Origin of the sequence: Lentzea atacamensis (assembly GCF_003269295.1) — a bacterium.
Classification (GTDB): Bacteria; Actinomycetota; Actinomycetes; order Mycobacteriales; family Pseudonocardiaceae; genus Lentzea; species Lentzea atacamensis.
On the sequence record NZ_QLTT01000001.1, the window covers coordinates 1,154,323 to 1,179,235 of the forward strand.

At 70.6% G+C, this 24,913-nt stretch carries 26 protein-coding genes; 18 read left to right on the forward strand and 8 right to left on the reverse strand.

Features of this window, described 5'->3' with window-relative positions:
* Window positions 1-5: 5 nt before the first annotated feature.
* On the forward strand, window positions 6-422 hold the full coding sequence (locus C8D87_RS05495) for a hypothetical protein (RefSeq protein WP_112225763.1): 417 nt from the start codon (window positions 6-8) through the stop codon (window positions 420-422).
* On the opposite strand, the gene C8D87_RS05500 is transcribed toward C8D87_RS05495, so the two are convergent.
* Genes C8D87_RS05500 through C8D87_RS05510 form a run of 3 tightly spaced genes read right to left on the reverse strand, consistent with a single transcriptional unit; the run spans window position 358 to window position 2,710 of the window.
* Window positions 358-2,061 carry a GMC family oxidoreductase gene (locus C8D87_RS05500; RefSeq protein ID WP_112225764.1) on the reverse strand — a complete coding sequence of 568 codons (1,704 nt, stop codon included), beginning with the start codon at window positions 2,059-2,061 and terminating at the stop codon, window positions 358-360. The genes C8D87_RS05495 and C8D87_RS05500 overlap by 65 nt on opposite strands.
* Window positions 2,058-2,336: a hypothetical protein gene (locus C8D87_RS05505; protein WP_112225765.1), complete on the reverse strand. Its 279-nt coding sequence runs from the start codon at window positions 2,334-2,336 to the stop codon at window positions 2,058-2,060. The genes C8D87_RS05500 and C8D87_RS05505 overlap by 4 nt, the downstream gene beginning before the upstream one ends.
* Window positions 2,337-2,377: 41 nt before the next feature.
* Window positions 2,378-2,710, reverse strand: a complete 333-nt coding sequence (locus tag C8D87_RS05510) for a putative quinol monooxygenase (protein WP_112226284.1) — start codon at window positions 2,708-2,710, stop codon at window positions 2,378-2,380.
* A 128-nt stretch (window positions 2,711-2,838) separates the two neighbouring features.
* Between C8D87_RS05510 and C8D87_RS05515 the strand changes: the two genes are divergently transcribed.
* The 8 genes from C8D87_RS05515 to C8D87_RS05550 all read left to right on the forward strand — a co-directional run bounded on the left by C8D87_RS05515 (window position 2,839) and on the right by C8D87_RS05550 (window position 8,144).
* Window positions 2,839-3,933, forward strand: coding sequence for an aldose epimerase family protein (locus tag C8D87_RS05515; RefSeq protein WP_112225766.1), 1,095 nt, complete (start codon window positions 2,839-2,841; stop codon window positions 3,931-3,933).
* A gap of 296 nt (window positions 3,934-4,229) precedes the next feature.
* Window positions 4,230-4,583, forward strand: coding sequence for a hypothetical protein (locus C8D87_RS45710; protein ID WP_233441914.1), 354 nt, complete (start codon window positions 4,230-4,232; stop codon window positions 4,581-4,583).
* On the forward strand, window positions 4,574-4,759 hold the full coding sequence (locus C8D87_RS05530) for a hypothetical protein (RefSeq protein WP_146771630.1): 186 nt from the start codon (window positions 4,574-4,576) through the stop codon (window positions 4,757-4,759). The genes C8D87_RS45710 and C8D87_RS05530 overlap by 10 nt, the downstream gene beginning before the upstream one ends.
* Window positions 4,760-4,886: 127 nt before the next feature.
* Window positions 4,887-5,750: a S1 family peptidase gene (locus tag C8D87_RS05535; RefSeq protein WP_112225768.1), complete on the forward strand. Its 864-nt coding sequence runs from the start codon at window positions 4,887-4,889 to the stop codon at window positions 5,748-5,750.
* Window positions 5,751-6,364: 614 nt separating this feature from the next.
* Window positions 6,365-6,505: a glycoside hydrolase family 30 beta sandwich domain-containing protein gene (locus C8D87_RS45715; protein WP_170166317.1), complete on the forward strand. Its 141-nt coding sequence runs from the start codon at window positions 6,365-6,367 to the stop codon at window positions 6,503-6,505.
* A 71-nt stretch (window positions 6,506-6,576) separates the two neighbouring features.
* Complete coding sequence (locus C8D87_RS05540) at window positions 6,577-6,996, forward strand: nuclear transport factor 2 family protein (protein ID WP_233439482.1); 420 nt, start codon at window positions 6,577-6,579, stop codon at window positions 6,994-6,996.
* The gene (locus C8D87_RS05545; protein WP_112225769.1) at window positions 6,993-7,583 is read left to right on the forward strand and encodes a TetR/AcrR family transcriptional regulator; all 591 of its coding nucleotides are present in this window, start codon (window positions 6,993-6,995) and stop codon (window positions 7,581-7,583) included. The genes C8D87_RS05540 and C8D87_RS05545 overlap by 4 nt, the downstream gene beginning before the upstream one ends.
* Window positions 7,584-7,730: 147 nt before the next feature.
* Window positions 7,731-8,144: a pyridoxamine 5'-phosphate oxidase family protein gene (locus C8D87_RS05550; RefSeq protein ID WP_112225770.1), complete on the forward strand. Its 414-nt coding sequence runs from the start codon at window positions 7,731-7,733 to the stop codon at window positions 8,142-8,144.
* A gap of 322 nt (window positions 8,145-8,466) precedes the next feature.
* Here the strand turns inward: C8D87_RS05550 and C8D87_RS05555 are convergent, their stop codons facing one another.
* From C8D87_RS05555 to C8D87_RS05565, 3 genes are all read right to left on the reverse strand, one after another.
* Window positions 8,467-8,859, reverse strand: a complete 393-nt coding sequence (locus C8D87_RS05555) for a hypothetical protein (RefSeq protein WP_215732181.1) — start codon at window positions 8,857-8,859, stop codon at window positions 8,467-8,469.
* 99 nt (window positions 8,860-8,958) lie between these two features.
* Entirely contained in the window at window positions 8,959-9,693 is a 735-nt protein-coding gene (locus C8D87_RS05560) for a class I SAM-dependent DNA methyltransferase (RefSeq protein WP_112225771.1), read from the reverse strand.
* A gap of 44 nt (window positions 9,694-9,737) precedes the next feature.
* The gene (locus tag C8D87_RS05565) at window positions 9,738-10,853 is read right to left on the reverse strand and encodes a substrate-binding domain-containing protein (protein WP_112225772.1); all 1,116 of its coding nucleotides are present in this window, start codon (window positions 10,851-10,853) and stop codon (window positions 9,738-9,740) included.
* A 103-nt stretch (window positions 10,854-10,956) separates the two neighbouring features.
* Here C8D87_RS05565 and C8D87_RS05570 point away from each other — a divergent pair, with 103 nt between their 5' ends.
* The 9 genes from C8D87_RS05570 to C8D87_RS05610 all read left to right on the forward strand — a co-directional run bounded on the left by C8D87_RS05570 (window position 10,957) and on the right by C8D87_RS05610 (window position 23,096).
* Entirely contained in the window at window positions 10,957-12,282 is a 1,326-nt protein-coding gene (locus C8D87_RS05570) for an ABC transporter substrate-binding protein (protein ID WP_109636413.1), read from the forward strand.
* Window positions 12,279-13,208 carry a carbohydrate ABC transporter permease gene (locus C8D87_RS05575; protein ID WP_112225773.1) on the forward strand — a complete coding sequence of 310 codons (930 nt, stop codon included), beginning with the start codon at window positions 12,279-12,281 and terminating at the stop codon, window positions 13,206-13,208. The genes C8D87_RS05570 and C8D87_RS05575 overlap by 4 nt, the downstream gene beginning before the upstream one ends.
* Window positions 13,209-13,255: 47 nt before the next feature.
* The gene (locus C8D87_RS05580) at window positions 13,256-14,065 is read left to right on the forward strand and encodes a carbohydrate ABC transporter permease (RefSeq protein ID WP_109636505.1); all 810 of its coding nucleotides are present in this window, start codon (window positions 13,256-13,258) and stop codon (window positions 14,063-14,065) included.
* On the forward strand, window positions 14,062-15,078 hold the full coding sequence (locus tag C8D87_RS05585) for a hydroxyacid dehydrogenase (RefSeq protein WP_233439481.1): 1,017 nt from the start codon (window positions 14,062-14,064) through the stop codon (window positions 15,076-15,078). The genes C8D87_RS05580 and C8D87_RS05585 overlap by 4 nt, the downstream gene beginning before the upstream one ends.
* On the forward strand, window positions 15,075-16,982 hold the full coding sequence (locus C8D87_RS05590) for a DUF2264 domain-containing protein (protein WP_233441915.1): 1,908 nt from the start codon (window positions 15,075-15,077) through the stop codon (window positions 16,980-16,982). The genes C8D87_RS05585 and C8D87_RS05590 overlap by 4 nt, the downstream gene beginning before the upstream one ends.
* 171 nt (window positions 16,983-17,153) lie before the next feature.
* The gene (locus C8D87_RS05595; protein WP_109636411.1) at window positions 17,154-18,611 is read left to right on the forward strand and encodes a glycoside hydrolase; all 1,458 of its coding nucleotides are present in this window, start codon (window positions 17,154-17,156) and stop codon (window positions 18,609-18,611) included.
* Between the two features lie 137 nt (window positions 18,612-18,748).
* Window positions 18,749-19,948: an MFS transporter gene (locus C8D87_RS05600; protein WP_109636410.1), complete on the forward strand. Its 1,200-nt coding sequence runs from the start codon at window positions 18,749-18,751 to the stop codon at window positions 19,946-19,948.
* A 14-nt stretch (window positions 19,949-19,962) separates the two neighbouring features.
* Complete coding sequence (locus C8D87_RS05605) at window positions 19,963-21,411, forward strand: ABC transporter substrate-binding protein (protein ID WP_112225774.1); 1,449 nt, start codon at window positions 19,963-19,965, stop codon at window positions 21,409-21,411.
* Window positions 21,408-23,096: an ABC transporter permease subunit gene (locus C8D87_RS05610; RefSeq protein ID WP_109636408.1), complete on the forward strand. Its 1,689-nt coding sequence runs from the start codon at window positions 21,408-21,410 to the stop codon at window positions 23,094-23,096. Before C8D87_RS05605 ends, C8D87_RS05610 begins: the two co-directional genes overlap by 4 nt.
* Window positions 23,097-23,098: 2 nt before the next feature.
* Here the strand turns inward: C8D87_RS05610 and C8D87_RS05615 are convergent, their stop codons facing one another.
* Together C8D87_RS05615 and C8D87_RS05620 are read right to left on the reverse strand one after the other, a co-directional pair.
* On the reverse strand, window positions 23,099-24,004 hold the full coding sequence (locus tag C8D87_RS05615) for a PucR family transcriptional regulator (protein ID WP_211337298.1): 906 nt from the start codon (window positions 24,002-24,004) through the stop codon (window positions 23,099-23,101).
* 156 nt (window positions 24,005-24,160) lie between these two features.
* Window positions 24,161-24,835, reverse strand: a complete 675-nt coding sequence (locus C8D87_RS05620) for a DUF1345 domain-containing protein (RefSeq protein ID WP_109636407.1) — start codon at window positions 24,833-24,835, stop codon at window positions 24,161-24,163.
* Window positions 24,836-24,913 lie beyond the last annotated feature (78 nt).

The following is a 24,913-nucleotide window of genomic DNA, read 5'->3' on the forward strand; positions in this document are numbered from 1 at the left end:
GCCCGGTGATTCTTTCGCGGCTGGTCGTACCTCTGCTGAGCATGTGGTTCTTCGGCAACCTCTACGAGCAGGTCGTGTGGAACCCGCAGCTGCTGGCCGACCCGCGGCCGGGTTCGCTCGTCGGCGTGTTCGCGGCAGGCAGCCCGATCTACTACTACCTGCCGTGGGGGCCGCTCGGGGTGGTCCTGGCGGTCGTCACGCGGGCACCGCGGCCGGCACTCGGGTGTCTCGCGGTGTCGGTCGCGCTGAAGGTCCTGCTGATCACGCAGGTCAACCCGGTCTTCCGCGACCCTGCCGTCAGCCGGGAGGTCGTGCACGGCCATGCGGTGCTGTGGGCGTTCGGCAACGGCGTCGTCGTCATCGCGGTGGGGGCCGCGATCCTGCTGGTTCTGCGAGCACGGCGCGGCCCGTCGCCCGGCTGAACGCCGTCACGAGGTGGTCGGCCGTGCGCAGGGCGAGCGCGGCCATCGTCAGCGAGGGGTTCGTCGTGCCGAGCGACGGCATGCTGCCGCACCCCACCGCGTACAGATTGGGGTGGTCCCAGCAGCGTTGCCACTGGTCCACCACCGAGTCGCGCGGCGAGGAGCCCATCACGTGCGTGCCGCCGCCGTGCCCGGCGCCCCAGTGGCGCAGCGGCTCGCCGTTGTGCTCGAAGTACCGCTCCTCGTCCGGCTTGTACGACGTGTAGTCATCGGCGCCGAGCAGTTCGAAGATCCGGTCCGACACCCGTTTCGCGGCCAGCAGACCGTCCTTCACGTAGTCCGACAGCGTGTAGTGGATCGACGGGCGTGGGTTGCCCATCGCGTCGCGGTCCGCGCCAAGAGTGACCCGGTTCGCGGGGTCGGCTTCCTGCTCGATCTCGAACTGCAGCGTGAACTGCCTGCCCACGCGGTCCGCCACGGCTCGGCGCAGCGCGGTGCCGCGCAGGCCCGCCGCGACGAACTCGGCCGTGTCCGAGTCCGGACTGCCCGCCGACCAGCCCCAGCCCCAGTTGCCGATCTCGATGCGGAACGGTGCCCGCGTGGCGCGGTCCCGCCCGCACCGGAACGCCTCGATGCTCGTCGTCGACCCCGGACCGCGGAAGGGGCCGATCGGGTGCGGCATCAGCGCCCACGTCAGCAGTGCCGGGTGGTCCATCAGGTTGCGGCCGACCTGGTCGCTGCTGTTCGCCAGGCCGGACATGAGCAGCAGCTTGGCGTTCTCGATGGCGTGCGCGGCGAGCACGACGACGTCGGCTTCCGCCTCTTGCCGGGTGTGCATGCCGGTCGTGTCGTCCTCGTAGCGCTGATAACTGACCTTGGTGACGCGTCCGAACTCGTCGGCGTGCACGCGGTTCACGACGCATCTGGTGCGCAGCTCGACGTTGGGCGACCAGCGCTTCTGGGTGCGGTGCGGCGTGTACTTGGCGTCCTCCGGGCACACCGGCACGCAACTCGCGAACCCGGCGCACCGGTTGCCGTCCGGCCGGTAGCCGCTCACCGGGACACCGTTGCGCGCCTGCGGGGTGCCGACCAGCAGCAGCTCGCGGCCGTCGATCTGCGCACCGTCCACAACGGACGCGACCGCGTGGTCGAGATACGTGCGGGGCAAGGCGTGCATCGGGTAGACGTAGCCGTCCGCCACCGGAACGTGCAGCCGTTGCTCGTCGGCGTCGGCCGCGACCCCGATCTCCCACTCCGCCGCGCGGTAGCAGGGCTCCAGGTCGTCGTACGAGAGCGGCCAGTTGCGGCCGCGGCCCAGGTCCGCGGTCCGGAAGTCCTCGGGGTGCATGCGGGGCGTGATCCCGGTCCAGACGGTTCCGGTGCCGCCGTTCATCCGCAGGTACGGGCTCGAGTACGCGAACGGCCCGGTGTTGACCAGGTAGTCGCTCGACGGCGCCGCCTCCGTCCTGCGGTACGGCGCGAGCGGTGTCTTGACGAGCGCCGTCCGGAACCTCCGCACGGCCTCGTCGTGGTCGGTCTGTGCTCCCGCTTCGAGCACGAGGACCTGAAAACCGTTGTCCCCCAGCACCTTCGCGATCAGTGAGCCGGCGAACCCGGCGCCGACGACCACGGCTCTCATGAGGCGCTGCCTCTGGGTCTGCGCTCCCAGCTGCCGAAGCCGGGCCCGTCCGTGCCGGGCGCCGCGACCCCGACCGCCCTCCACGCCAGACCTTCCGCGTAGGCGCGGGAGCTCGGGATCACCCCGCGCCAGACCCCGGTGTACCAGAGCTGGATGATCTCGGCGTCCGACGCGCCGCGCGCCAGCGTCGCGTACTGCTCGACCAGTCCGGTCGACCTCAGCTCCTCCGCCGAGAACCCGGTCAGCTCGGCGGACAACTCCACGAAGGCGTCCATCCCGCCATCCTCGACGCCGGAGCCGCGCCACGCCCGGCCCCTCACCCGCGTGGCGCAACCTCCATCTCGCCCAACAGAGACCAGTCGTCCTGCTCCAGCACCGCGTTCACGATCTTCGGTGTCTCCTGCAGGTACGGCGGCAGCTCCGCCTGCGCGACCTTGAAGTGCGCCGACTGCACGTGCGCCGCACCCGCGTCACCGTCGCGGAAGGCCTCGACGAGCACGTACTCGGTCTCGTCGTCGAGGCTGCGCGACCAGTCGAACCACAGGCAGCCGGGTTCGGCGCGGGTGGCCTCGGTGAAAGCGCGGGAGAGCTCCGGCCAGGTGTCCGCGTACTCGGGCAGGACACGGAACCTGGCGGTGATGAAGATCAAGACGGCCTCCTTCACGTGATCGCCTCCCAGCCTATGGGCTCGCATGCCCGCACGGGCCGGTCGGCGCCCGACTGTTAGCGTTAACATCGACCGGAGCACCACCTCGACCCGACCGGGAGGCACCGCCGATGCACCGCTCCGAGACCGCCACACCCACGGTCAGCCGCGAGCACTTCGGCCGGATCGGGGACGTGGACGTCCACCGGTTCGTGCTGGCCAACCCCGGCGGCGTCACGGCGCGGATCCTCGACCTCGGCGGCGTGATCCATTCGCTGGACGCGCCCGGCCGCGACGGCGAGCAGAAGAACGTCGTGCTCGGGTTCCCCACGCTCGACGGCTACGTGGCCAACAACCGGCCGGACGCGGGCCGGGTGTTCTTCGGCGCGCTGATCGGCCGTTACGCCAACCGGATCGGCGGTGCCGCGTTCACCCTCGACGGCGTCGAGCACCGGCTGACCACCAACGAGAACGGCAACAGCCTGCACGGCGGCATCACGGGCTTCGACACGCACGTGTGGCAGGCGAGCCCCTTCACCGACGCCGGCGGGGCGGGCGTGCGCCTGACCCACGTCAGCCCGGACGGCGACCAGGGCTTCCCCGGCACCGTCACGACGGTGGTGACGTACCGGCTCGACACGCGCAACCGGCTGAGCATCGGCTATCGCGCCCAGACCGACGCGCCCACGGTCGTGAACCTGACCAACCACACCTACTGGAACCTCGCCGGCGAAGGCTCCGGCGACGTCTACGACCACCTGCTGACCATCCGCGCCGGGTTGTTCTGCCCGGTCGACGACGCGCTGATCCCGCAGGGCCCGCCCGCACCGGTCGGTGGGACGCCGTTCGACTTCCGCGAGCCGACCCCGATCGGCGCGCGCATCGACGCGCCCCACCCGCAGCTGCGGCTCGGGCACGGCTACGACCACAACTGGGTGCTCGACGAGCCGGACTCGCTCGGTTTCGCGGCGCGGGCGCACGACATCGGCTCCGGCCGGATGCTGACGGTGTGGACGACCAATCCGGGTCTGCAGTTCTACTCCGGCAACTTCCTCTCGTCCGACCTGATCGGCACGAGCGGCCACCCGTACCGGCGCGGCGCGGGCTTCGCGTTGGAGGCACAGCACTTCCCGGACTCGCCGAACCGCCCGGACTTCCCGAGCACGGTGCTGCGCCCCGGCGAGATCTACGAGCAGGAAACGGTTTACGAGCTGTCCGCCGGGTGATGGTCGACAGTTGTTGACACCGCACCGTCGGCCATGTCACCGCGCATGATCATCGTGGTTGCCTCGAACTCCGCCGCCACATGGGCATCCGGAAGCGAGGGCCGTGGTGAGTTGGAAGAAACGCGGAGCCACTGCAACCGCACCCGACGCGGTTCCCAGGTGGAATCAAGGCACTGGCGGACTACGCCCACGCGCGAGGGCTCAAGCTCGGCATCTACTCCTCCGCCGGTACATCACCTGCCAGGGTCATCCCGCGAGCCTCGACCACGAGACGATCGACGCGCAGACGTTCGCCTGTGACCACGCCGATCAGCACGTCCGCCGCACAGCTCGGCCTGGCGGGCTCGTCGTCGTACGGCCTGCGCGACCTGTGGAGCGGCGCGACGTCGAGCACCACCGGCGCGATCTCCGCGTCCGTCGCCCCGCACGGCGTGGTGATGTACCGGGTGTCGCGCACCGGTACCACGGCTCCCGGCCCCGCCGCAGGTACGCACCAGGTCGGCAACATGACGTGGGCGGCGTCGACCAACGGTTACGGCCCCGCCGAACGCAACACGTCGAACGGCGAGGCGCCGGCCGGGCGGCGGCGTTCGCGGAGACGTCGCTCGCGACCGTGCCGGCGCGGATGCACGGCAGCAGGTTGCTGCTGACCCTGCGGCTGGCCGACAGCCAGGCGTGCCGCGGCGACCCCGACGCCGCCGTGGAGGTGGCCCGACCGGTGATCCCGATGGTCGTCGCGGCCTCAGCCACGCCGATCAGGAGGGAGCTCGCGAGGCTTCGCACCCGGCTCGGCGGTCGATTCGACGAATTGCTTGACGGTTTTTGACACGTTCGACCCGAGGAGGCCGGGAAAACACCGCGGAATCTATCGTTCACCCATCGCCGCCATACCCGGAATTCGACGATCGCCCTGCCGTTCGTCGAACGAGAAGTCCTGCTCTTCAGGAGGAACGATGGCATTCACGAAATCGGCCGTCCGGCGCGCCACCGCGGTGACCGCCGCCCTGCTCGCCGGTGCGGTCATGTGCACCCCGGCGGCCGGCGCGGCTCCCCTCACCACGGCGCAGACCGACTCGGCCACCACCGACCTCGACGCCTCCGCCCGCGTGCCGGGCACGGCGTGGGCCGTCGATCCGGCGACCGGCCAGGTCGTCGTCTCCGTGGACGACACGGTGACCGGCGCGAAGCTCGACCAGGTGCGCGCGGTGGCCGCGAGGCACGCGCGGGCCGTCAAGTTGGAGCGGATGGCGGGCACCCTGCAGCCGTTGATCAGCGGTGGCGACGCGATCCACACCAGCGGAGCCCGCTGCTCGCTGGGCTTCAACGTCAGGAACAGCGCGGGCCGCCACTACTTCGTGACGGCCGGGCACTGCACCAACATCGGCTCGTCGTGGTCGGCGTCCGGCGGCGCGTACATCGGCCCGCGCACCGGAACTTCCTTCCCCGGCAACGACTACGGCATCGTCCGCTACGACTCCTCCATCGCCCGCTCCGGCACGGTCGCGGGCCAGGACATCTCCCGCGCGGCCAACCCGACCGTCGGCCAGCGGGCGTGCCGCCGCGGCAGCACCACCGGAACGCACTGCGGCAGCGTCACCGGCCTCAACGCCACGGTGAACTACGCCGCGGGCAGCGTGTACGGGATGATCAGGACGAACATCTGCGCCGAGCCCGGCGACAGCGGCGGCCCGCTCTACTCCGGCAGCACCGCGCTCGGGATCACCTCCGGTGGCAGCGGCAACTGCCGCTCGGGTGGCGTCACGTTCTTCCAGCCCGTGGTCGAGGTCCTCAACCGGTACGGCGTCAACGTCTACTAGCGAAGTCCCGTTCGATGAGAGTCGCGCCTGAGGTGGCTCCTGGCGGTGCGGGCGAGCGACCCGCATACCGGTGTTGTATGTGGGTCGCTCGGCCGTGCCCCCGGGGGCCGCCTCAGGCCCGGCTATTGCGAACATGGACTTCATCAACGACATCGGGTTCACCAACGAACCCGACTACACCACCGATTACTCGTCGATGCGGCTCACCCCGGCGCAGGCGGTGGACTCGTCAAGGTGCTCGGCCCGTCGCGGCCGGTGCCGGGTTGAAGGTCACCTGCTGCGACTCGTTCGGATGGAACCAGCAGAAGAACTACTCCAGCGCCATCGAAGCGGACGCCACCGCGCGGCATCGTCGCGACGCACACGGGCCACACCTACGCGAGCAAGATCGACGGACCGCTGCCGACGTCGAAGCGGACCTGGATGTCCGAGTGGAACCCGAGCGGCACCACCTGGAACGAGAACCGGGACGACGGCAGCGGCTACGACGGCATGACCATCGCCAGGGCCGTGCACACCGCGCTCACCACCGGCAACGTCCACGCCTACGTGTACTGGTACGGCGCGTCGACCGGCACCACCCGCGGCCTGATCCAGACGGCAGCGGCTACCGCGTGTCCAAGCGATTGTGGGCCATGGCGAACTACAGCCGGTTCATCCGTCCGAACGCGACTCGGATCGGCGCGACCACCTCGGACGGCAACCTGCTGCTGTCCGCGTTCCGCAACAGCGACGGTTCCGTCTCCACCTGCTGACGATCCGGGCCCGTCACAAACCCGCAACCTGGACCCTGGCGTCCGTTCTTACTTACTTGTAAGTTAGATGCATGACGATGGCCGAGGTGGCAGCCACAGATGTAGACGCGATCGAGACGTTCTGCGGCCGGTGGGAGCGGGCGTGGAACACGCACGACGCCGACGCGGTGGCGGCGATGTGCGCGGACGACCTGGTGTACGACGAGCCGGCGCTGGGCAAGACGGCGCACGGCCCAGAGTCCATCCGTGAGTTCGTGGCGCAGATGACGCGCACGTTCCCGGACTACTCCTTCACGCGCGTGGGCTTCTACGCCGAGACGACCCGGCGTGCCGTGGTGGTGGCATGGCAGTTCACCGGCACGGTCGCCGGCACCGATCGGCGCGTCGAGTTCCACGGCGACGACCGGCTGGAGGTCGGCGAGGACGGACTGATCCACGCCTACCGGTGCCTGTACGACAACAAGTTCGTGGAACGCCAGGTCCGCGGATGAGCGAGGGCGCTCCTGCCCGGATGCCCGCCGCGGTGCGCAGGGCGAGCATCCTCGCGGCGGCCGAAGCCGAGTTCGCCGGGAACGGCCTCGCGGGAGGCCGTCTGGACGCCATCGCCGAACGGGCGGGGATTTCACACCCGCGCGTCGTGCAGATGTTCGGCTCCAAGAAGAAGCTGTTCCTCGAAGTCGTCGACGTGACTTACGACAAGATCGAAGCCGCGTTCGAGCGCGCCGAACCGACACTGCCCGCGCTGGGTGACGCCTACGTGCGGCTCCTGCGGCGCGAGCGCACCATCGGCATGGTGATGTTGCAGGGTTACGCCGGAGCGGCCGACGGTGACGTGCAGGAGGCGGTACGCCGGCGTCACCTCGCTCTCATGGCGTCGATCGCCAGGCTGACGGGGGCGGACGCGTTCCAGGTGCGCACGTTCTTCGCCACGGGACTGATCCAGACGGTCTCGGCCGCGCTCGAACTGTCCGGGCAGCGCGCCGACACCGCTTGGAGCGCCTGGGTTCTCCAGCTCGCCACGGCGTCACCCGAGACGGGCGCCGCGGCTGGAGCCACGACGCCCGCCAGGTCCGACTAGCATGGTCAGGACTGCGGTGGCGCAGTGTCGAGGGTGGGGCCGGTCTGGGCGAGGAGCCGGTCAGCAGGTCGGGTCGGTACTGGACGGTTCCGGCCTCGTCGACACCATTCAACCTCTGCGGGAACGGCGAGCCATAAGGTAGCTCTCATGTTCCGCGATGAGGATCTTGCCCTGCTCGCACGGCCGCTGTACGCCTTCCTCACCGTTGCACCACGCGGTGAACGCTGGCCGGCACCGCGCCCGGTGTGGTTCGAGGTGACCGACGACGGCGACGTGCAGATGTTCTCCGTCCCGGATGCACCGAAGCTCGACCGTCTCCGGGAGCACCCCCGTGCTTCCGTCGTCGTCGCAGCTCCATCTGGTGAGCCCGAACACTGGGTAGCGGTGGAGGGCTCGGTCACTCTCCACGATCAGGGTGGCGCCGAGCTCGCGGCTCGTCTCGCCGAACGATACTGGGACATGAGCGACCCGAACCACCAGAAGCTCCTCGATGAGTGGCGTATCGGGGGCGTGGTGCGCATCGTCGTCCACCCAGAGGTGGTGAACCGCTTCTCCGCCTGACCTGCCATGAGGTTCACCCCGAATGGTGGACAGGGGACTTGCAAGGCTTGGCCGCCGCTCGGAGTGACTTCTCGTAGTCGTCGGGACTGGGCATCCCGATCGTGGAGTGCCGCCGGACAGTGCTGTGGAAACGGATCAACTTGTCACCGCGGCAACGAGTTCCGTCTTCCTGGCGCAGACGTGCCGACACAGATCTCGAAAGGCCGGCGTCAAGGCGGTTCTGGTTCGAGGTCCAGTCCGGTGTGGACGAAGAAGGCGTCCATCAGTTCGGGTCGGTACCGGATGCGCTTGAGCCGGTTCTTCGCGATCGTGACGAGGTGATCTATGCCGTGGACGAGGGGGTTGCCCGGGCAGAGCTCACGGCGATGACAGCGCCAGGACTGCGAACAGGGCGGGCAGCGCCGTACTGCTTGACGAGCGCGGTGGCCCTGGAACCGTTGTAGGTCCCGCCGCAGCCGAGGCCGCGCCACTTGCCGCTGGTGCCGACGCCGATCGTGTGGGAGATCTCGTGCAGCGCTGCGCGTTGCATGGCGCGCGTGATCAGGTCGTACGCTCGCTGCTGGTCGGCGGTCGGGTTGGCCGCCTTCACCAGCCTCCAGCTGATGGTGCCCTGCAGCCGCACCTCGGCGGCAGCGGTCGCGGGTGCGCCCAGCGCCAGCACCGCGGCGATGGCCACACCCACACTCGTGAAGCGGGACAACGACATCTTTGGCATCTGTCTCCGCCTTCTCGGCTCTCTCGACGGAAGGGGCTGAGCAGTGCGCGTGTCAACGATCCGATCAGGAATGATCGGAATCGGCCGGAACAGAACGGGTCAGGTCAAGCGGTAGACCGAAACATGTGAGTTCGACTCATCGGTGAACTCACCTGCGCGCCAGTCCGCGTTCCTGCTCTCCAGCTCGAACCCGGCGATCTGCGCCATCAGGTCGAGCTCGGCGGGCCAGACGTAGCGGTGCGGGGTGCGGAAGAGCCGCGCTTCCCTGCCGTCGCCGAAGCGGAGGTGGTGGGAGATCATGCGCTGGCGCACGAGGTCGTAGGTTTCCATTGCCAGGTAACCGGGTTCAGCGTGCCGGACCCTGGCCGGCTGCCCCGGCGGCAGGCTGCGCAACGCCGGCACGCCGAGCTCGATCACGAACCGGCCACCGGGGACGAGGTGCCGCGCGGCGTTGCGGAAGCACTCCACCTGCTCTGCCTGGGTCAACAGGTTCGAGATCGTGTTGAAGACGAGGAAGACGAGGGTGTGCTCGCCAGGCACGCGCGCCGTGGCCATGTCGCCGTTGACCACCGGAATGGTTGCCTCGTCGGCCTTTGCGCGCAGCACGTCGATCATCGGCTGGGACAGCTCGATGCCCGCGACCGGCACGCCGCGCGCGGCCAGCGGGACGGCGACCCGGCCGGTGCCGATGGCGAACTCGAGGGCTCTGCCGCCGTCCGCGAGGGCCGCGAGGCGCTCGACCATCGGCTCCAGCACCTCCGGCGCGAACGCACCGGTGCCAGGGGTGTCGTACTGCTGCGCGGTCTCGGCGTCCCAGATGTCCTCTTGGCGCATGCCCCCGATCTTGGTGCGGGATCCGCCGGATCGTCCACCCGTTTTCACCCGAGGCCGCGGCTCGTGTTGAGCTCGTTCCCGCACGACTCCCGCACCGTCAGCGTCGGCCACAGCACCACGCGGTGCACCGGCCGGTCCAGCGGATCCGCCAGCCGTGCCAGCGCGAGCTGGGCGGCGAGCGCCCCGAGCCGGTGCTTCTGCGGTCGCACGGCCGTGAGCGGCGGATCGGACGCCGCCGCCACCTCGTCGTCGTACGACACGACGGCGAGATCTTCCGGCACGCGAACTCCGCGCTCCCGCGTGCGTTCCAGCAGACCGATCGCCTCACGGTCGGCGTGCACCAGGACGGCGTGCACGGAGGCGTTCAGGCACTCGTCGATCACCTGGTCGACCACTCGTGTCCACTGTGGAGAGCCGTAGGGCGGCACGTCGAGCGCGGGAACTCCGTTGAACGGCAGCTCCAGCGACGACACGGCCGTGGTCCAGCCCGCGCGGATGGCGTCGCTGTGCGGGCTCTGCCGCGAGGTGACCAGGCCGATGCGGCTGTGGCCGAGCGTTGCCAGGTGCCGCACGGCGAGCCCAGCGCCGATCTCGTGGTCGGTCACCGCGGCGTCGAGGGCGATCGTGGGCAACGCCGGCGGCGGAAGCCGTTCGACGAGCACGACGGGCACCGACTGCGCCCCCAGCCAGCGCAGCAGTTCGACGCCCGCGCGGCCGGTCGTGCTCGGCGCTACCAGCAGGGTCTGCACACCGCGGTCGAGCAGCTCGCACACCCGGCGGCGGTCCTCGATGGCGTCGTAGCTGGACGCCCGCAGCACCAGCCTGCCGCCCGCCGCGGCCACGGCGGTCTGCGCGCCCTGGATCACCGCGGGCCAGTAGTACTCGACCGACGGCGCCACCATGCCCACCAGCGGGTGCGTCTGGGCCGGGCCGACCACGGACTGCGGTCCGCGCGGAAAGGGCTCCGCGTGGCGGGGCATGGTGATCCCGCCGTGGACGCGCACCACCAGACCGCGGTCGGCGAGCGCGGTCACGTCCCGGCGCACGGTCACCGCCGACACGCCGAGCAGCTCCACCAGATCCGGCAAGCGGACGGTGCCGTGCGTCCGTACGGCCCGCAGGATCAGCTCATGGCGCTGAGCAGCCAACTTCTGGTTCATCGCTTCGCTTCTGATCGGTTTCGATCGTTTCCGATCGTTTCGTTGACCAGTGAGTGTGCCACGCGTTGAGGTGTGCCACATCACTCCAGCAGGAGGGTCAGCAATGGAGCTTTCCCCAGCGCTGCGGGACCCCGGCGTCTCGCGCCGCGGTTTTCTGCGCGCCACCGCCGCACTGGGCGCGGCGGGCCTCGTCGGCGGCTGCACTGCCACCGCCGCACCGCCGGGCGCCACCCCTGTCACCATCTGGTCCTGGTTGACCGGCATGGACAAGTACGTCGCCGCGTTCAACGCCGCGCAGAAGGACGTGTTCGTCGAGCTGCGGGTGATCGCGGCGGGTCTGTCCGGCGGCTACGCCCAGCAGACCAACGCCATCCGGGCGCACAACGCGCCGGACGTCCTGCACGTCGAGTACCAGGGTCTGCCGCAGATCCTGCTCACCGGCGGGCTGCGCGACCTCACCGCGGACATGGCCGATCTCGAGAGCCAGTACTCCCCCGCCGCGTGGCGCGGTGTGCGGCCCGACGGCCGGACGTGGGGAGTGCCGATGGACATCGCGCCGATGGTCTTCTACTACCGCAAGGACCTGTTCGACCAGCACGGCATCGCGTTGCCGCGCACGTGGGACGAGTTCCGCACGGCGGCGGCCGCCGTCAAGCAGGTCGACCCGCAGGCGCGCATCTGCTCGTTCCCGCTCAACGACGGCTCGTTCTTCGCCGGCATGTCGTGGCAGGCGGGCGATCCGTGGTGGACGGCGGAAGGTGACACCTGGGCTGTCGACATCGCCGGTGAGGGCACGGTGCGCACCGGGTCGTTCTGGCAGTCGATGATCACGGAGAACCTCGTCGCGGGGGTCGTGCACGGCACGCAGGACTGGATCGCCGGGATGCACGACGGCAAGCTCTGGGGCCTGCTCGGCGCGTCGTGGAGCGTCGGCACGCTGGGCAGGTCGATCCCGAAGGACACCGGCCGCTGGGCCGTGGCGACCATGCCGACGTGGAACGGCAAGGCCGCCAACGGGGTGCAGGGCGGCACGGCGTTCGGCATCTCCGCGGAGAGCAAGGCACCAGAGGCCGCCATGACGTTCCTGCGCTGGCTCAGCACGAACCCGGAGGTGCCGAAGATCGGCAGCACGTTCACCACGCCGTTCCCCGCGCACCTCCCCAACCGCGCCATCGCGCGGCAGGCGTACAAGGGCGGCTACTTCATCGGCGATCCCGTCTACGACGTCCTCGACGAGGCGGCGAAGCGGGTGCCGGACTGGACCTGGGGGCCGAACGCCCTGCGGCTGTTCTCCACGATCTCCGACGCCTTCGGGCCCGTTCGCAGCGGCGGAACGACGTTGCCGGACGCTCTGCGGAAGATTCAGCAGCACGCCGTGGCCGACATGCGCGCCAAGGGACTCTCGGTGCGGGAAGGGAAGACGGCATGAGCGTCCTCGCGCCCGAGCGCGCACCCGTGCTGGACGAACCGTCCGCGGCACCGGTCACCAGGACCCGCAAGAAGGACTTCGCGGGACTGGTGCTGGCAATGCCGTTCCTGGTGCTGCTCGTGAGCACCGTGCTGGTCCCCGTGCTGTACGCGCTGTACCTCAGCCTGTTCACCGAACGCCTGCAGGGACTGGGTTTCTCCGGGCCGCAGCACGTGTTCGTGTGGCTCGGCAACTACGTCTCGGTGATCGCGGACAAGGCGTTCCACGCGGGACTGGGCAACGTCGCGCTGTTCGCTCTCGTGCACATCCCGAGCATGCTGATCGGCGCGCTGATCCTGGCTCTGCTGCTGGACTCCGCCGTCGTGCGGCTGCGGCGGATGTGGTCGCTCGCGGTGTTCGTGCCGTACGCCGTGCCGGTGGTCATCGGCGGCCTGATCTGGGCCTACCTCTACAGCCCGACGATCGGCCCGATCAAGAACCTGCTCGGCTTCGACCCGTTGAGCGACAGCGCCGTGCTGCCCTCGATCGCCAACATCGCGACGTGGCAGTGGGTCGGCTACAACATGATCATCTTCTACACCGCCCTGCAGGCCGTCCCCAGGGAGATCGTCGAGGCGGCGCGAGCCGACGGCGCGGGCGGCTTCCGCACCGCGTGGTCGATCAAGATCCCGGTGATCCGGCCGACGATCTTCGTGGCGGTGGTGTTCACCGTCATCGGTTCGTTGCAGGTGTTCACCGAACCCATGGTGCTCAGGGGCTTCACCGGCACGGTGACCAGCACCTGGTCGCCGAGCATGTACGTGTACGAGGCCGCGTTCGTGGCCGGTGACAACGGGCGCGCCGCGGCGGCGTCGGTGCTGCTCGCGGTGATCTGCGCGGTGCTGTCCGCCGTCGTCATGCGCTTCTCGACGAGGAGGTCGCGGTGAGCACGTCCGTTGTGGACCGCAGGTCGCGCTGGGTTTCCATCCCGGCGGTGCACCTGGTCCTGGTCATCGCGGCTCTCTACAGCCTGCTGCCGCTGGTGTGGCTCGCCACTTCGGCGACCAAGTCGCTCGGCGACTTCTCCACCACAGGTGCGTTCGAGTTCGGCCAGTGGAACCTCTGGGCCAACGTCAAGGCGTTGTTCGCCCAGGAGAACGGGATCTTCTGGCACTGGCTGCTCAACTCCGTGCTGTACGCGGGCGGTGGAGCGGTGATCGGCGCGCTGATCTGCGCCGCCTGCGGGTACGCCATCGCCAAAACGAGCTTCCCCGGCAGGAAGCTGCTGTTCGCGCTCACACTCACCGGCGTGCTCGTGCCGACGACCGTGCTGGCGCTGCCGATGTACCTGCTCGCGTCCGAGCTGCGGATCGTGGACACGTTCTGGGCGGTGTTCATCCCGTTGCTCACCAACCCGTTCGGCGTCTACCTCGCCAGGGTGTACGCCGACGCGTCTGTGCCGGACGAGGTGCTGGAGGCGGCGCGCGTCGACGGGGCGGGCCAGCTGCGCACGTTCTTCACCGTGGCGCTGCCGATGATGCGTCCCGGTGTGGTGACCGTGCTGCTGTTCCAGTTCATCGCGATCTGGAACAACTTCTTCCTGCCGCTGGTCCTGCTCACCAACCCGAAGCTCTTCCCGGTCAGCCTGGGTCTCTTCCAGTGGAGCACCCGGCAGAACCAGTTCCCGCAGTACACGCCGCTGGTGATCACCGGCTCGCTGCTCGCGGTGCTGCCGCTGGTGGTGGCGTTCCTCGTGCTCAACCGGCAGTGGCGCAAGGGCCTCGCGGCGGGGAGCGTGAAGTGACGCAGCACCGGCCGGAGGTCATGCTCGCGATGAGCCCGGACGTCGCCGACCAGCAGTTCGGCGCGCTCGAGCTCGCGCGGCTGCGCAGGCTGGCCAAGCTCGGCGATCCCCTGGTGGCGCACGACTTCTCGGCACCGGCCGTGCGCCGCCGCCTGGCCTCCGTGGAGGTGCTGATCACCTCGTGGGGCTGCCCGCCGATCGACTCCGACGTGCTGGCGGCTGCACCCCGGCTGCGCGCCGCCCTGCACGCGGCGGGCAGCGTGCGGTCGCACGTGGGTGACGCCGTGTTCGACCGCGACGTCCTGGTCACGACGGCCGCGCACGTCAACGCCGAACCGGTCGCCCACTACACGGTCGCGGCGATCCTGTGGGCGTTCAAGAAGGTGCCGTTCCTGGCCGCGGACGCCCGCCGGTTCCGCGAGGACTGGAGCTACCGCGAGCGGCGCGGCGAGCTGTCCGGCCTGGGCCGCACGATCGTGCTGGTCGGGTTCTCCCGGGTCGGCAGGCGGGTGGTGGAGCTGCTGCGGCGGCTGCAGGCGGGCCGGTTGCTCGTCGTCGACCCGGTCGTCGACCCCGTGCTGGTGCGGGCGGCCGGTGCCGAGGTCGTCACTCTCGCCGAGGCACTCCCTCAGGCCGACGTGCTGAGCCTGCACGCACCGGCGCTGCCGGAGACGCGCCATCTGATCGGCGCGGCGGAACTGGCCGCGCTGCCCGAGCACGCCACGCTGGTCAACACCGCGCGCGGGTCCCTCGTGGACACCGCCGCGCTGGAGGAGGCTTGCCTGCACGGGCGCCTGCACGCCGTGCTGGACGTGACCGATCCCGAGCCGCTGCCGGCCTGGTCGCGGCTGTACGACCTGCCGAACGTGGTGATCACGCCGCACATCGCGGGGTCGCTGGGCTCGGAGACACGGCTCATGGCCGCGGCGGCGCTCGACGAGCTGGAGCGCTACGCGGGCGGGCAACCGCCGCTGGAACCGGTGACCAGGCACGGGCTGACGGTGCAGGCATGATGCTCCCGCCGGAAGACCGCCGCCTCTCCCCGCGCACGGGCTGGACCCGCGCCCACTGGGAGGCGACCGCCGACCACATGCTCGACGCCGTCAACCGGCACTGGTCCCCACGCTGCGCGCGCATCGACCTGCCCGGCGAACCGAGCCGGTACGGCCTGGTGTCCGACGGCCTCGAAGGATTCGCCCGCACGTTCCTGCTCGCCGGATTCCGGGTCGCGGGCGGTGGCGATCCCGCGCTGCTGGAGCGGTACGCCTGGGGCCTGGCCGCCGGCACCGACCCGCACTCCCCGGAAGCCTGGCCGCGCCCGGACGAACTGGGACAGGCCAAGGTCGAGGCCGCGTCGATCGCGCTGGTGCTGCAGCTGACCAGGCCGTGGCTGTGGGACCAGCTCGACGACGGTGTGCGCGCACGGGTCGTCGACTGGCTCGCCACCGTGATCGGCCAGCCGTACCCGCCGATCAACTGGGTGTGGTTCCGGATCGTCGTCGAGTCCTTCCTGCGGGAGGTGGGTGGTCCCTGGTCGCAGGAGGACATCGAGCACGACCTCGCCCTGCACGCCTCGTTCCGGCGCGAGGGCGGCTGGCTCAGCGACGGCGAGGAACGCGCGTTCGACCATTACACGGGCTGGGCGCTGCACCTGTACCCGCTGCTGTGGACGCACCTGTTCGGCATCCCGGACTCGCTGTGCTCGCAGGAAACCCGCCGGACCTGGACGGACGACCTCACCCGCTACCTGGACGACGCGGTGGCGCTGCTCGGCGCCGACGGCTCGCCGTTGATGCAGGGCCGCAGCCTGACCTACCGGTTCGCCGCCGCGGCACCGTTCTGGGTCGCCGCTATCACCGGCACGCCGGGACCTGAACCGGGGCTGCTGCGCCGCGCCGCGTCCGGTGTGCTGCGGCACTTCGTCGACCACGGCTCGCTCGAACCGGACGGCGTGCTGCGCCTCGGCTGGCACGGCGACTGGCCCGCGATCCGCCAGGCGTACTCCGGCCCGGGCTCGCCCTACTGGGCCGCCAAGGGCATGCTCGGCCTCGCACTGCCCGCCGACCATCCCGTGTGGACGGACGTGGAACGCCCGCTGCCGGTGGAGACGCAGGACTTCACCCGCGTCATCTCCGCGCCCGGCTGGCTGGTGTCGGGCCGCCTCGCCGACGGCATCGTCACGACGATCAACCACGGCACGGACCACGCGCTGCCCGGCGACCGGCGAGCGGACTCCCCGTTGTACGCCAAGCTGGGTTACTCCACGGCGACGATGCCCGCCGTCACGGACAACTCGGTGGTGCTGCTCGACTCCGCGGGTGCGGCCAGCCACCGCGCGGGCTTCGAGACGGTGTTCACCGAAGAAATGCCCGGCGGTGTCGTCGCCGGAGCGTCGCGGGGACCCGTGCGCTGGGTCGACACCAGCGCGGACGATTCGCCGGACCACGGTTCCGGCCGCGAGGGCGAGATCGTCGAAGGGCCTGCCGTGCTGGTGGTCTCGGTGGTGCGCGGCGGCGTCGAGATCCGGCTCGTGCGCGTGGACGGCGAGACGGACGCCCGGCTGCGGCTGTCCGGCTGGCCCGTCGCCGCCGACACCCGGCCACGCGCCGAGATCGCGGACGGCGTGGAGGTCTCGGTCAGCGGCGCGCGGCTGCGTTCTGAGCTGTGCGCCCTGCGCGGGTTCGACCAGGCAGGCGTGCACACCGGCACCGGCACGTCACCGCTGGGCAAGTACGTCGCGACGCCGTGGGTGGCGACAGCCGGGCCCGTCGCGCGTGGTGACGTGCTCGCTGCGGCCGTGCGCCTGGACCGTGGCCACGGCGTGATGACCAACCCGCTCCTCCTCTGGCACGGCAACGAGATCGTGCTGCGGTGGAGCGACGGACCAGACACGAGGATCACCCTGCCCGATCCCTAGGTGGTGTCCTGCAGGTCTCGTCCGCGCTAGCCGCGCCCGAGGGTTTTTCTGACGGCACCGCCGCAACCCCCGAATACGCCCGGGATGAGGGGATCGCGGCGGCACCGTCAGAAAACCGCTCGGACGTGGCTCTCATCGAACCGACCTACAGGACACGACCCAGGAGGAGAAATGGTCACCCGCAGGACAGTGCTGTCCGGTGCGGCGGCCGCCATCGCGGCGACAGCCATCGGCACGAACGCCGGCGCCGACCAGACCATCACCATCGACCCCGCCACGAGCTACGGCACGTGGGAAGGCTGGGGCACCTCCCTCGCCTGGTGGGCCAACGTGTTCGGCGACCGGGACGACTTCGCGGACCTGTGGTTCACCACGAAGTCCGTCACCTACAACGGAACGACCCTGCCCGGCCTCGGCATGAACATCGCCCGCTACAACCTCGGCGCGTGCAGCTGGAACACGGTCGACGGGGCAAGGATGGTCGCCTCGCCGAACATCCCGCGCTTCAAGCAGATCGAGACGTTCTGGCAGGACTGGCGCAACACCGATCCGAACTCGTGGCAGTGGGGCGCGGACGCGAAACAACGCGCGTCCGTGGTGAAGGCGGTGGCACGCGGCGCGATCACGGAGCTGTTCTCCAACTCCCCCGCGTGGTGGATGTGCATCAACCACAACCCCTCCGGCGCCGCCAACGCGAGCAGCAACAACCTCCAGTCCTGGAACTACCGCACCCACGCCGCTTACATGGCCGAGGTCGCCCGGCAGTTCCGCGACCGCTTCGGCGTCACGTTCCGCACGGTCGAACCGTTCAACGAGCCCGCGTCCAACTACTGGTCGGCCACCGGAAAACAGGAAGGCTGCCACTTCGACCCCTCGCTGCAGCGGACCGTGCTCCAGTACCTGCGGCAGGAGCTGAACAACCGCGGCCTGTCCGGCATGCGGATCGCGGCGTCCGACGAGACGAGCTACGACGTGGCGCGCAGCACGTGGAACTCGTTCGACGCCACGACGAAGTCCGTCGTCAACCAGATCAACGTGCACGGCTACCAGGGCTCCGGCGGCCGCCGGGACCTGCTCTACACGGACGCCAGGGCGGCGGGCAAGGTGCTCTGGAACTCCGAGTCCGGCGAGAGGGACGGCACCGGGCTCACCATGGCCAGCAACCTGTGCCTGGACTGGCGCTGGCTGCACCCGACCGCGTGGTGCTACTGGCAGGTGATGGACCCGACCCCGGAGTGGGCGATGATCGCCTACGACCCGAACACGCTGCAGCCGGGCGCCGTGCAGCGCAAGCTCTACGTGCTGGCACAGTTCACCCGGCACATCCGGCCCGGTATGCGGATCATCTCCGCGTCCACCGGAAACGCCGCGGTCGCCTACGACCCCGCCGCCCGCAGGCTCGTGCTCGTCGGCGTCAACACCGCGACCTCGGCGCAGACGATCACCTTCGACCTCAGCCGGTTCGGCACCCTGCCGACCGGGTTGATCACCAGGTGGTCCACGTCGACGACCAGCGGCAGCGACAGGTACACCCAGCGCACCGACGTCCGGCTGGACGGCAAGCTGCTGCGCGTGCCGTTCGCGGCGGGGCAGGTGCAGACGTTCCAGCTGGACGGGACGTCGGTCTGATCCGATGCGCACGTGCGCATGTGGCAACCCGAAAAAGACGGAAGATCTTTCGGCAACCACCCAACGGTGGCCAGAACTTAGGTAACGCTCACATACGCTCGCCGTGAATCATTTCGCAGGCGGGAACGAGGCAGAGCGTGGGCACAGCACTTCGCGGTCGTTCGCGAGCGCTGGGCCGGTTCGGCGCGCTCACCGGGACCGCCCGGCTGCTGGTGCTGAGCCAGCTGCTGTTCAACATCGGCTTCTTCCTCGTGCTGCCGTACCTCGCCGGGCACCTGGCCGACGACCTCGGACTGGCCGGATGGCTGGTCGGCCTGGTGCTCGGCGTGCGGACGTTCAGCCAGCAGGGCATGTTCGCGGTCGGCGGTGTGCTCACCGACCGGTTCGGCGCGAAGCCGCTGATCCTCGCGGGCTGCCTGGTGCGTGCGGCCGGCTTCGGCGTGCTGGCCGCCGCGACCGCGTTGCCCACCGTCCTCTGTGGAGTGATGCTCGTCGGGTTCGCCGGGGCGTTGTTCTCGCCCGCGGCGGAGGCGTCGCTGGCGCGCGAGGCGGGTCCGGACGCACGGGCGGACACGTTCGCGATCCGCTCCATGGCGGGCGAGGTCGGCACGGTGATCGGACCGCTGCTCGGCGTCGTTCTCTCCGCGAGCTTTCCGGCCACCTGCGTCATCGGCGCGGTGCTGTTCGTCCTGATCGCGTTGCTGCACCTGAGGTTTCTGCCGCGCAGGCCGGGCGAGCACCGTGACGAGGGCATCTTCGACGGCTGGCGTGAGGTGTTCGGCAACCGGGCGTTCCTGCTCTTCGCGGCCGGGTACTCGGCCTACCTCGTCTCGTACAACCAGCTGTACCTCGGGCTGCCCGCCGAGCTGCACCGCGTCGGCGCGCCGGACCAGGTGCTGGGACTGCTGTTCGCGCTCGCGTCGGCGCTCGTGGTGTTCGGCCAGCTGCCGACGACCGGGCTCGCCAGGCGGCTGCTCGGCCGCGACCGGGCGCTGGTGGTCGGTTTCAGCGTCCTGGCGCTCGCGTTCGGCGTGGTCGCGCTGCGGCCGCCGGGACTGGTGGGCGCCACCGCGTTCGTCGTCCTGCTGATCTTCGGCCAGATGCTGGTCGTCCCGTTCGCCATGGAGCTCGTGCCGATGCTCGCGGGTGACCGCAGGCTGGGCGCACACTTCGGCGTGCTGGCGTCCGCAGGCGGCGTGGCGGTGCTCGTCGGCAGCACCGCGAGCGGTGCCCTGTTGGAACACGGCCGCGTCGCGTGGCTCCTGCTCGGACTCCTGCCGCTGGCAGGCGCCTGCGTGATGGCCTTCGCGGGCCGGCGACGCGCGCACCTCTCCTGATCGAAAGGCTCACCATGTTGTTGCGACGTACCCTGCTCGCCGCGGCGGTGCTCTCCGTGTGCGGGCTGACCGCGGGATGTTTCGCCGGCAGCCAGGCGGAAGGCCCGGCGCGGTTGCGTGTCGCACTGCCGTTCGCGCCCGTGCAGTCGTTGTCGCCCTGGGGAGACGACGGCGTCACGCTCACGAGGCTCGGCATCGCGGAAACCCTCGTGCGGCTCGACCCCGAGGGCAGGCCCCAGCCGCTGCTGGCGGAGAGCTGGACGCGCAAGTCCCCGACGACGTGGTCGTTCCGCATTCGCGCGGGCGTGAAGTTCCACGACGGCACCGCGCTCACCGCCGCTGCCGCCGCGGACGCGCTCAGCCGGGCGGCGGCCGCCAGCCCGGTGCCCCGCGCGATCAAGGGTGTCGGGGTGACCGCGAAGGCCGCAGGCGACCTCGACCTCGAGGTGAGCACCACCGCGCCCGATCCCACGCTGCCGCAACGGCTTTCGACGGCGAACCTCGTCGTGCTGGCCCCCGCCGCCTACCAGGGCGAACGGGTGAACCCGGCGAAGGCGGGCACCGGACCGTTCGTGCTGGCGGATCTCGACGTGGCGAACGGCGCGGCGCTCGCGCGGTTCGACGGCTACTGGGACGGCGTTCCCGAGCTCGCGGGCGTCGACGTCCGGTTCGTGCCCGACGGCAACACCCGCAGCGCCACCCTGCGAGCGGGCGAGGTCGACGTCGCCACGAACGTGCCGATCAGCGCGCTCGCCAACGTCACCACGGAGGAGGTGCCGCTGCCGAGGACGGTGTCGGTGCTGCTCAACACGGCCAAGCCGCCGTTCGCGGACCCGCGGTTGCGGGCCGCGGTGCGCGAAGCGGTCGATCCCGCCGCTCTCGCGAAGGGCGTCTACGAGGGCCACGCCGACGCCGCCACCGGTGTCTTCCGGAACACGGCACCGCGGCAGGTCACGCCGACCGGTGCGACCGCGGGCGGCCAGAAGATCGCCCTGGCCACCTGGAGCGACCGGCCGGAACTTCCCGGAGTCGTCACCGCCGTCGCCGAGTCGTTGCGCGGCAAGGGTTTCGAGGTCGAGCAGGTGGTGCGCAAGTACAGCCAGCTCGAGCCCGACCTGCTCGCGGGCAACTTCGACGCGGTGATCTTCTCCCGCTCGTACGCGCAGGACAACGGTGACCTGGCCGCGAACCTCAACCTCGACTTCAGCTGTTCCGGCGGCTTCAACCTCGTCAAGGTGTGCGACCCGGCGCTGGACGCCGCCATCGGCCAGGCATTGGCGATCGAAGACGTCCCCGCCCGCCAGGCGGCGGCGATGCGGGCGCAGGACGCGCTGCTCGCCACCAACGCGGTGGTCCCGCTGGTGCACGAGCGCACCATCATCGGGCGTTCGGCCGGCGTCAGCGGCCTGTCCACCGACCCGTACGACCGCCTGCTGATCACCAGCAAGACCAGCGTTTCATGAGATTGCTCGGACGGCTCTGCGCCCTGCTGGGCCTCACGGCGGTGATCGGCCTGCTGCCGCTGCTGGCGGGCAGGGACCCGGCACTCTCGGTGCTGCGGGCCCGTTCCGCAGAACGCGAGCCCGACGCCGAGGCGCTCGCGTCGGTGCGGCGCGAGCTCGGTCTGGACGGCGGGCCGTTCGAGCTGCTCGGCCGCTGGTCGAGCCGGGCACTGCACGGCGATCTCGGCACCTCGTGGGTGTCCGGTGAGCCGGTGACGGGGCAGCTGGGGGCGGCGATCAGCGTGTCCGTCACGCTGACCGCGCTCGCGGCGCTGGTCGCGATCCTCGTGATGACCGCGCTGGTCGCCCGTCCGTTCGTGCGTGGCCTGCGCGGCCAGTCCGTTGCCGGTCGCGCGGGCTTCGCCGCCGTGCTCGCGGCCCTGCCCGAGTTCCTCATCGGCTCGGTGCTGCTGCTGGTGTTCGCCGTCCGGCTCGGGTGGCTGCCGACGTCGGGCTGGCGCGATCTCAGCTACGCCGTGCTGCCCGCCATCGCGCTGGGGACGCCGGCCGGTGCGGTGCTCGCCGTCGTCGCCGGTGACGCCCTGCGCGACGCGCTCACCGCGCCGTGGCGGCGCTCGTGGACGGCCGCGGGTTTCCGGGTGCGCACGATCGCTGTGGCTGTGGTGCGCCGCGCGGGATCCGTGGTGACCGGGCAGCTCGGCATCGTGGTCGCCGGCATGTTCGGCAGTGCCGCGACGGTCGAGGTGGTGTTCGGCGTACCGGGGCTCGGCAGGCTCGCGGTGGACGCGGCGCTGGCGCAGGACGTGCCGGTCGTCCAGGCGTGCGTGCTCGTGATCCTGCTCGTGGGTGCCGCGGCGGGCGCTCTCGGTGCGGTGGCCCAGCGGTTGCTGCTCGGTCCGGCTCTCACCGACGGGGCGCTGGAGGCCGCGGCACCGCGAGAGATCACGTCCGGCCGGCTGCACCTCGCACTGCCCGCGGTGGTCGTGACCGGCGTGGTGCTGTGGGGAATCTGGCGCGATCCGTTCACAGTGGACCTCGCGGCGCGACTCCTGCCTCCGTCCGCGGCGCACCCGATGGGCACGGACGCGCTGGGCCGCGATCTGCTCGCCAGGGTCGCGCACGGCGCGCTGCACACCGCCGCGCTGGCGGCGGGAGTGACCGCGCTGGTCGTCGTGATCGCTCTGCTGGTCGGTGTCGCGGGACGCCGCGGATCCGGGGCCGCGGACCTGGTGAACGCGCTGCCGGCGGTGGTGGTCGCGCTGGCCGTGGCGGCGACGGCCGGTCCGGGGTGGACGAGCGCCGTGGTCGCGGTCGCCGCGGTGGCCTGGGCTCCCCCGGCCGCCCACGCGCGGTCGCTCGCGCTGGAGCAACGCGGCAGCGCCCACCTCACCGCCGCACGGGCGCTGGGCGCGAGCACCCGGCACATCATGTTCCGGCACGTGCTGCCCGCCGTCGTGCCTCCCGTGCTGCGCAACGCTTTCGTGCGTCTTCCCGCCATCGCGCTCGCGCTCGCGTCGCTGGGTTACCTCGGCCTCGGCGCCCAGCCACCCCAACCCGAGTGGGGTGTGCTGCTGGCTGAAGGCATGCCGAACGTCGAGCGGGCGCCGTGGGTGGTCGCGTTTCCCGCGGCGGCACTGGTGCTGATCGGCGTCGGTGCGGTGGTGGCGGCCGGGCGGATGCGCTGACGTCAGGCCACGGCGTCGGCGAACAGCGCCGCTCTCAGCAGCTGAGCGCCGTGACCGGCGGCCGGGTCCCAGCCGGTGATCTTCGCGATGCGCTGCAACCGGTAGTCCATCGTGCTGCGGTGCACGAACAGGTCGCGGGCAGCCTGGTTGCGGTTGAAGTCCGCGTGGACGAGGGAGACCAGCGTCTCCCACAGAACCTGGTTCTCCCGCACGGGTCTGATGATCTCGGCCAGCTGGGCGGTGACCGCGGTGCTGGCGGCGATCGCCTGCTCCACCAGCACATCGGACACGGCGTACGTGCCCGGCGGACGGCACCCCGCCGAGACGAGGCGCAGCACCTCGGTGGCCTCGATCCAGGCGTCCGCGAGCTCGGCGACCGGCCGCCTGGCGGTGGCGACCCACCTGCTGCCGCTAGCCAGCTGACCGGTGATCCTGTCCAGCAGCTCGGTCTCGCGTTCCGGCACGAGCAGCACGAGGAGCCCGGACCTGGTCGTGCGGAGAACGCCCTGGCACTCGTGTTCGTGCACCGGCACGTCACGCTGTTCTGAGACCAGGACCACGTAGACCGGCGCAAGCCTGGCCAGTACGTCGTGCGGCACCGCCTTGCCGTCGATCAGGTCGGCGGCGAGGTCGCCGGACCGAGGCGGCACGGCGTTGCAGCAGAGCCCGTCGAGGAAGTCCTCGAGCAACTGGGCACCGGCGCGCGCGAGCCGCAGAAGCTCCGGGTCGTCGGCAGCGGCCGCGCACAACAGCTCGGTCAGCTCCACCGGCCGGTTACCGGCCCACTGCGCACCGGCCGCCCGCACCTTCGCGCGGAACTCGGCGAGCCGCTGCTCGCGGTCACCGGCCACGCGCAGGACGCGCGCGGAGTCGGCTTCCCAGCCGGGAGCGGGGTTAGGCAGGACCACCTCGCAGTTTTGATGTGCGCGCTCACAACGTCAACCGGTCATGCGTCAAATCACCATTGGGAACCCGTCTCAATTCGTTTTTCTGCGCTGTGACGTGCATTTCATTAGCCGCCGCGCATGGTTGAGCAAATTCTGTGAACGCGCACAACACAGGACTCAGTTGCCGCTGCTGAGGCTCGCGACGAGGTTGATGGTCGTGGCGAGCAGGCCGGTGCCGAAGAGGTAGGAGAACAACGCGTGCCGCAGTGCGGTGCGGCGGATCTCCCTGGTGGACAACGACGTGTCCGACACCTGGAACGTCATGCCGATGCTGAAGGCGACATAGGCGAAATCGCCGTAATCGGGCGGATCCGCCTGGTTGAAGTCGATGCCGCCGTCGACGTCGTAGTAATACAGCCGGGCGTAGCGCAACGCGAAGATCGTGTGCACCACCGTCCACGACAGCACGACGGACAGCACGCCCAGCCCCACGCGCAGCAGTTCCGACGCGCCAGAGGTCTCCGCGGCACGGGCGAGCACGAAACCGACCGACACGAGGCTCGCGACTGCCGCGAGCAGCAGCACGATCTCCGTCACGGTGCGCGTGGGGTCGTTGCGCACGGCGTGCCGGGCGGTCTCCTCGGCGTCCATCGGCCAGATGAGGATCCACACCCAGGTCAGGTAGACCAGCGTGGCCACGTCCCAGCCGACGAGCGGTCCGAACTCGGCGTGGCCGGCGAGCGAGACCGCGAGGCCGGCGGCGACCCCCGCGGCGAGCACGGTCGCGAACTTCGCCCTCGCCAGGACGAAGCCGTCGTCGGACGGTGGGCGGGCCGGGAGATCGTCTGGCATGAGACCCGAAGGTACGACATGTCCGCCGTCTCCGCTGCGACGTGTGGGGCGGGAGCCGGCTCCCGCCCCACACCCGTG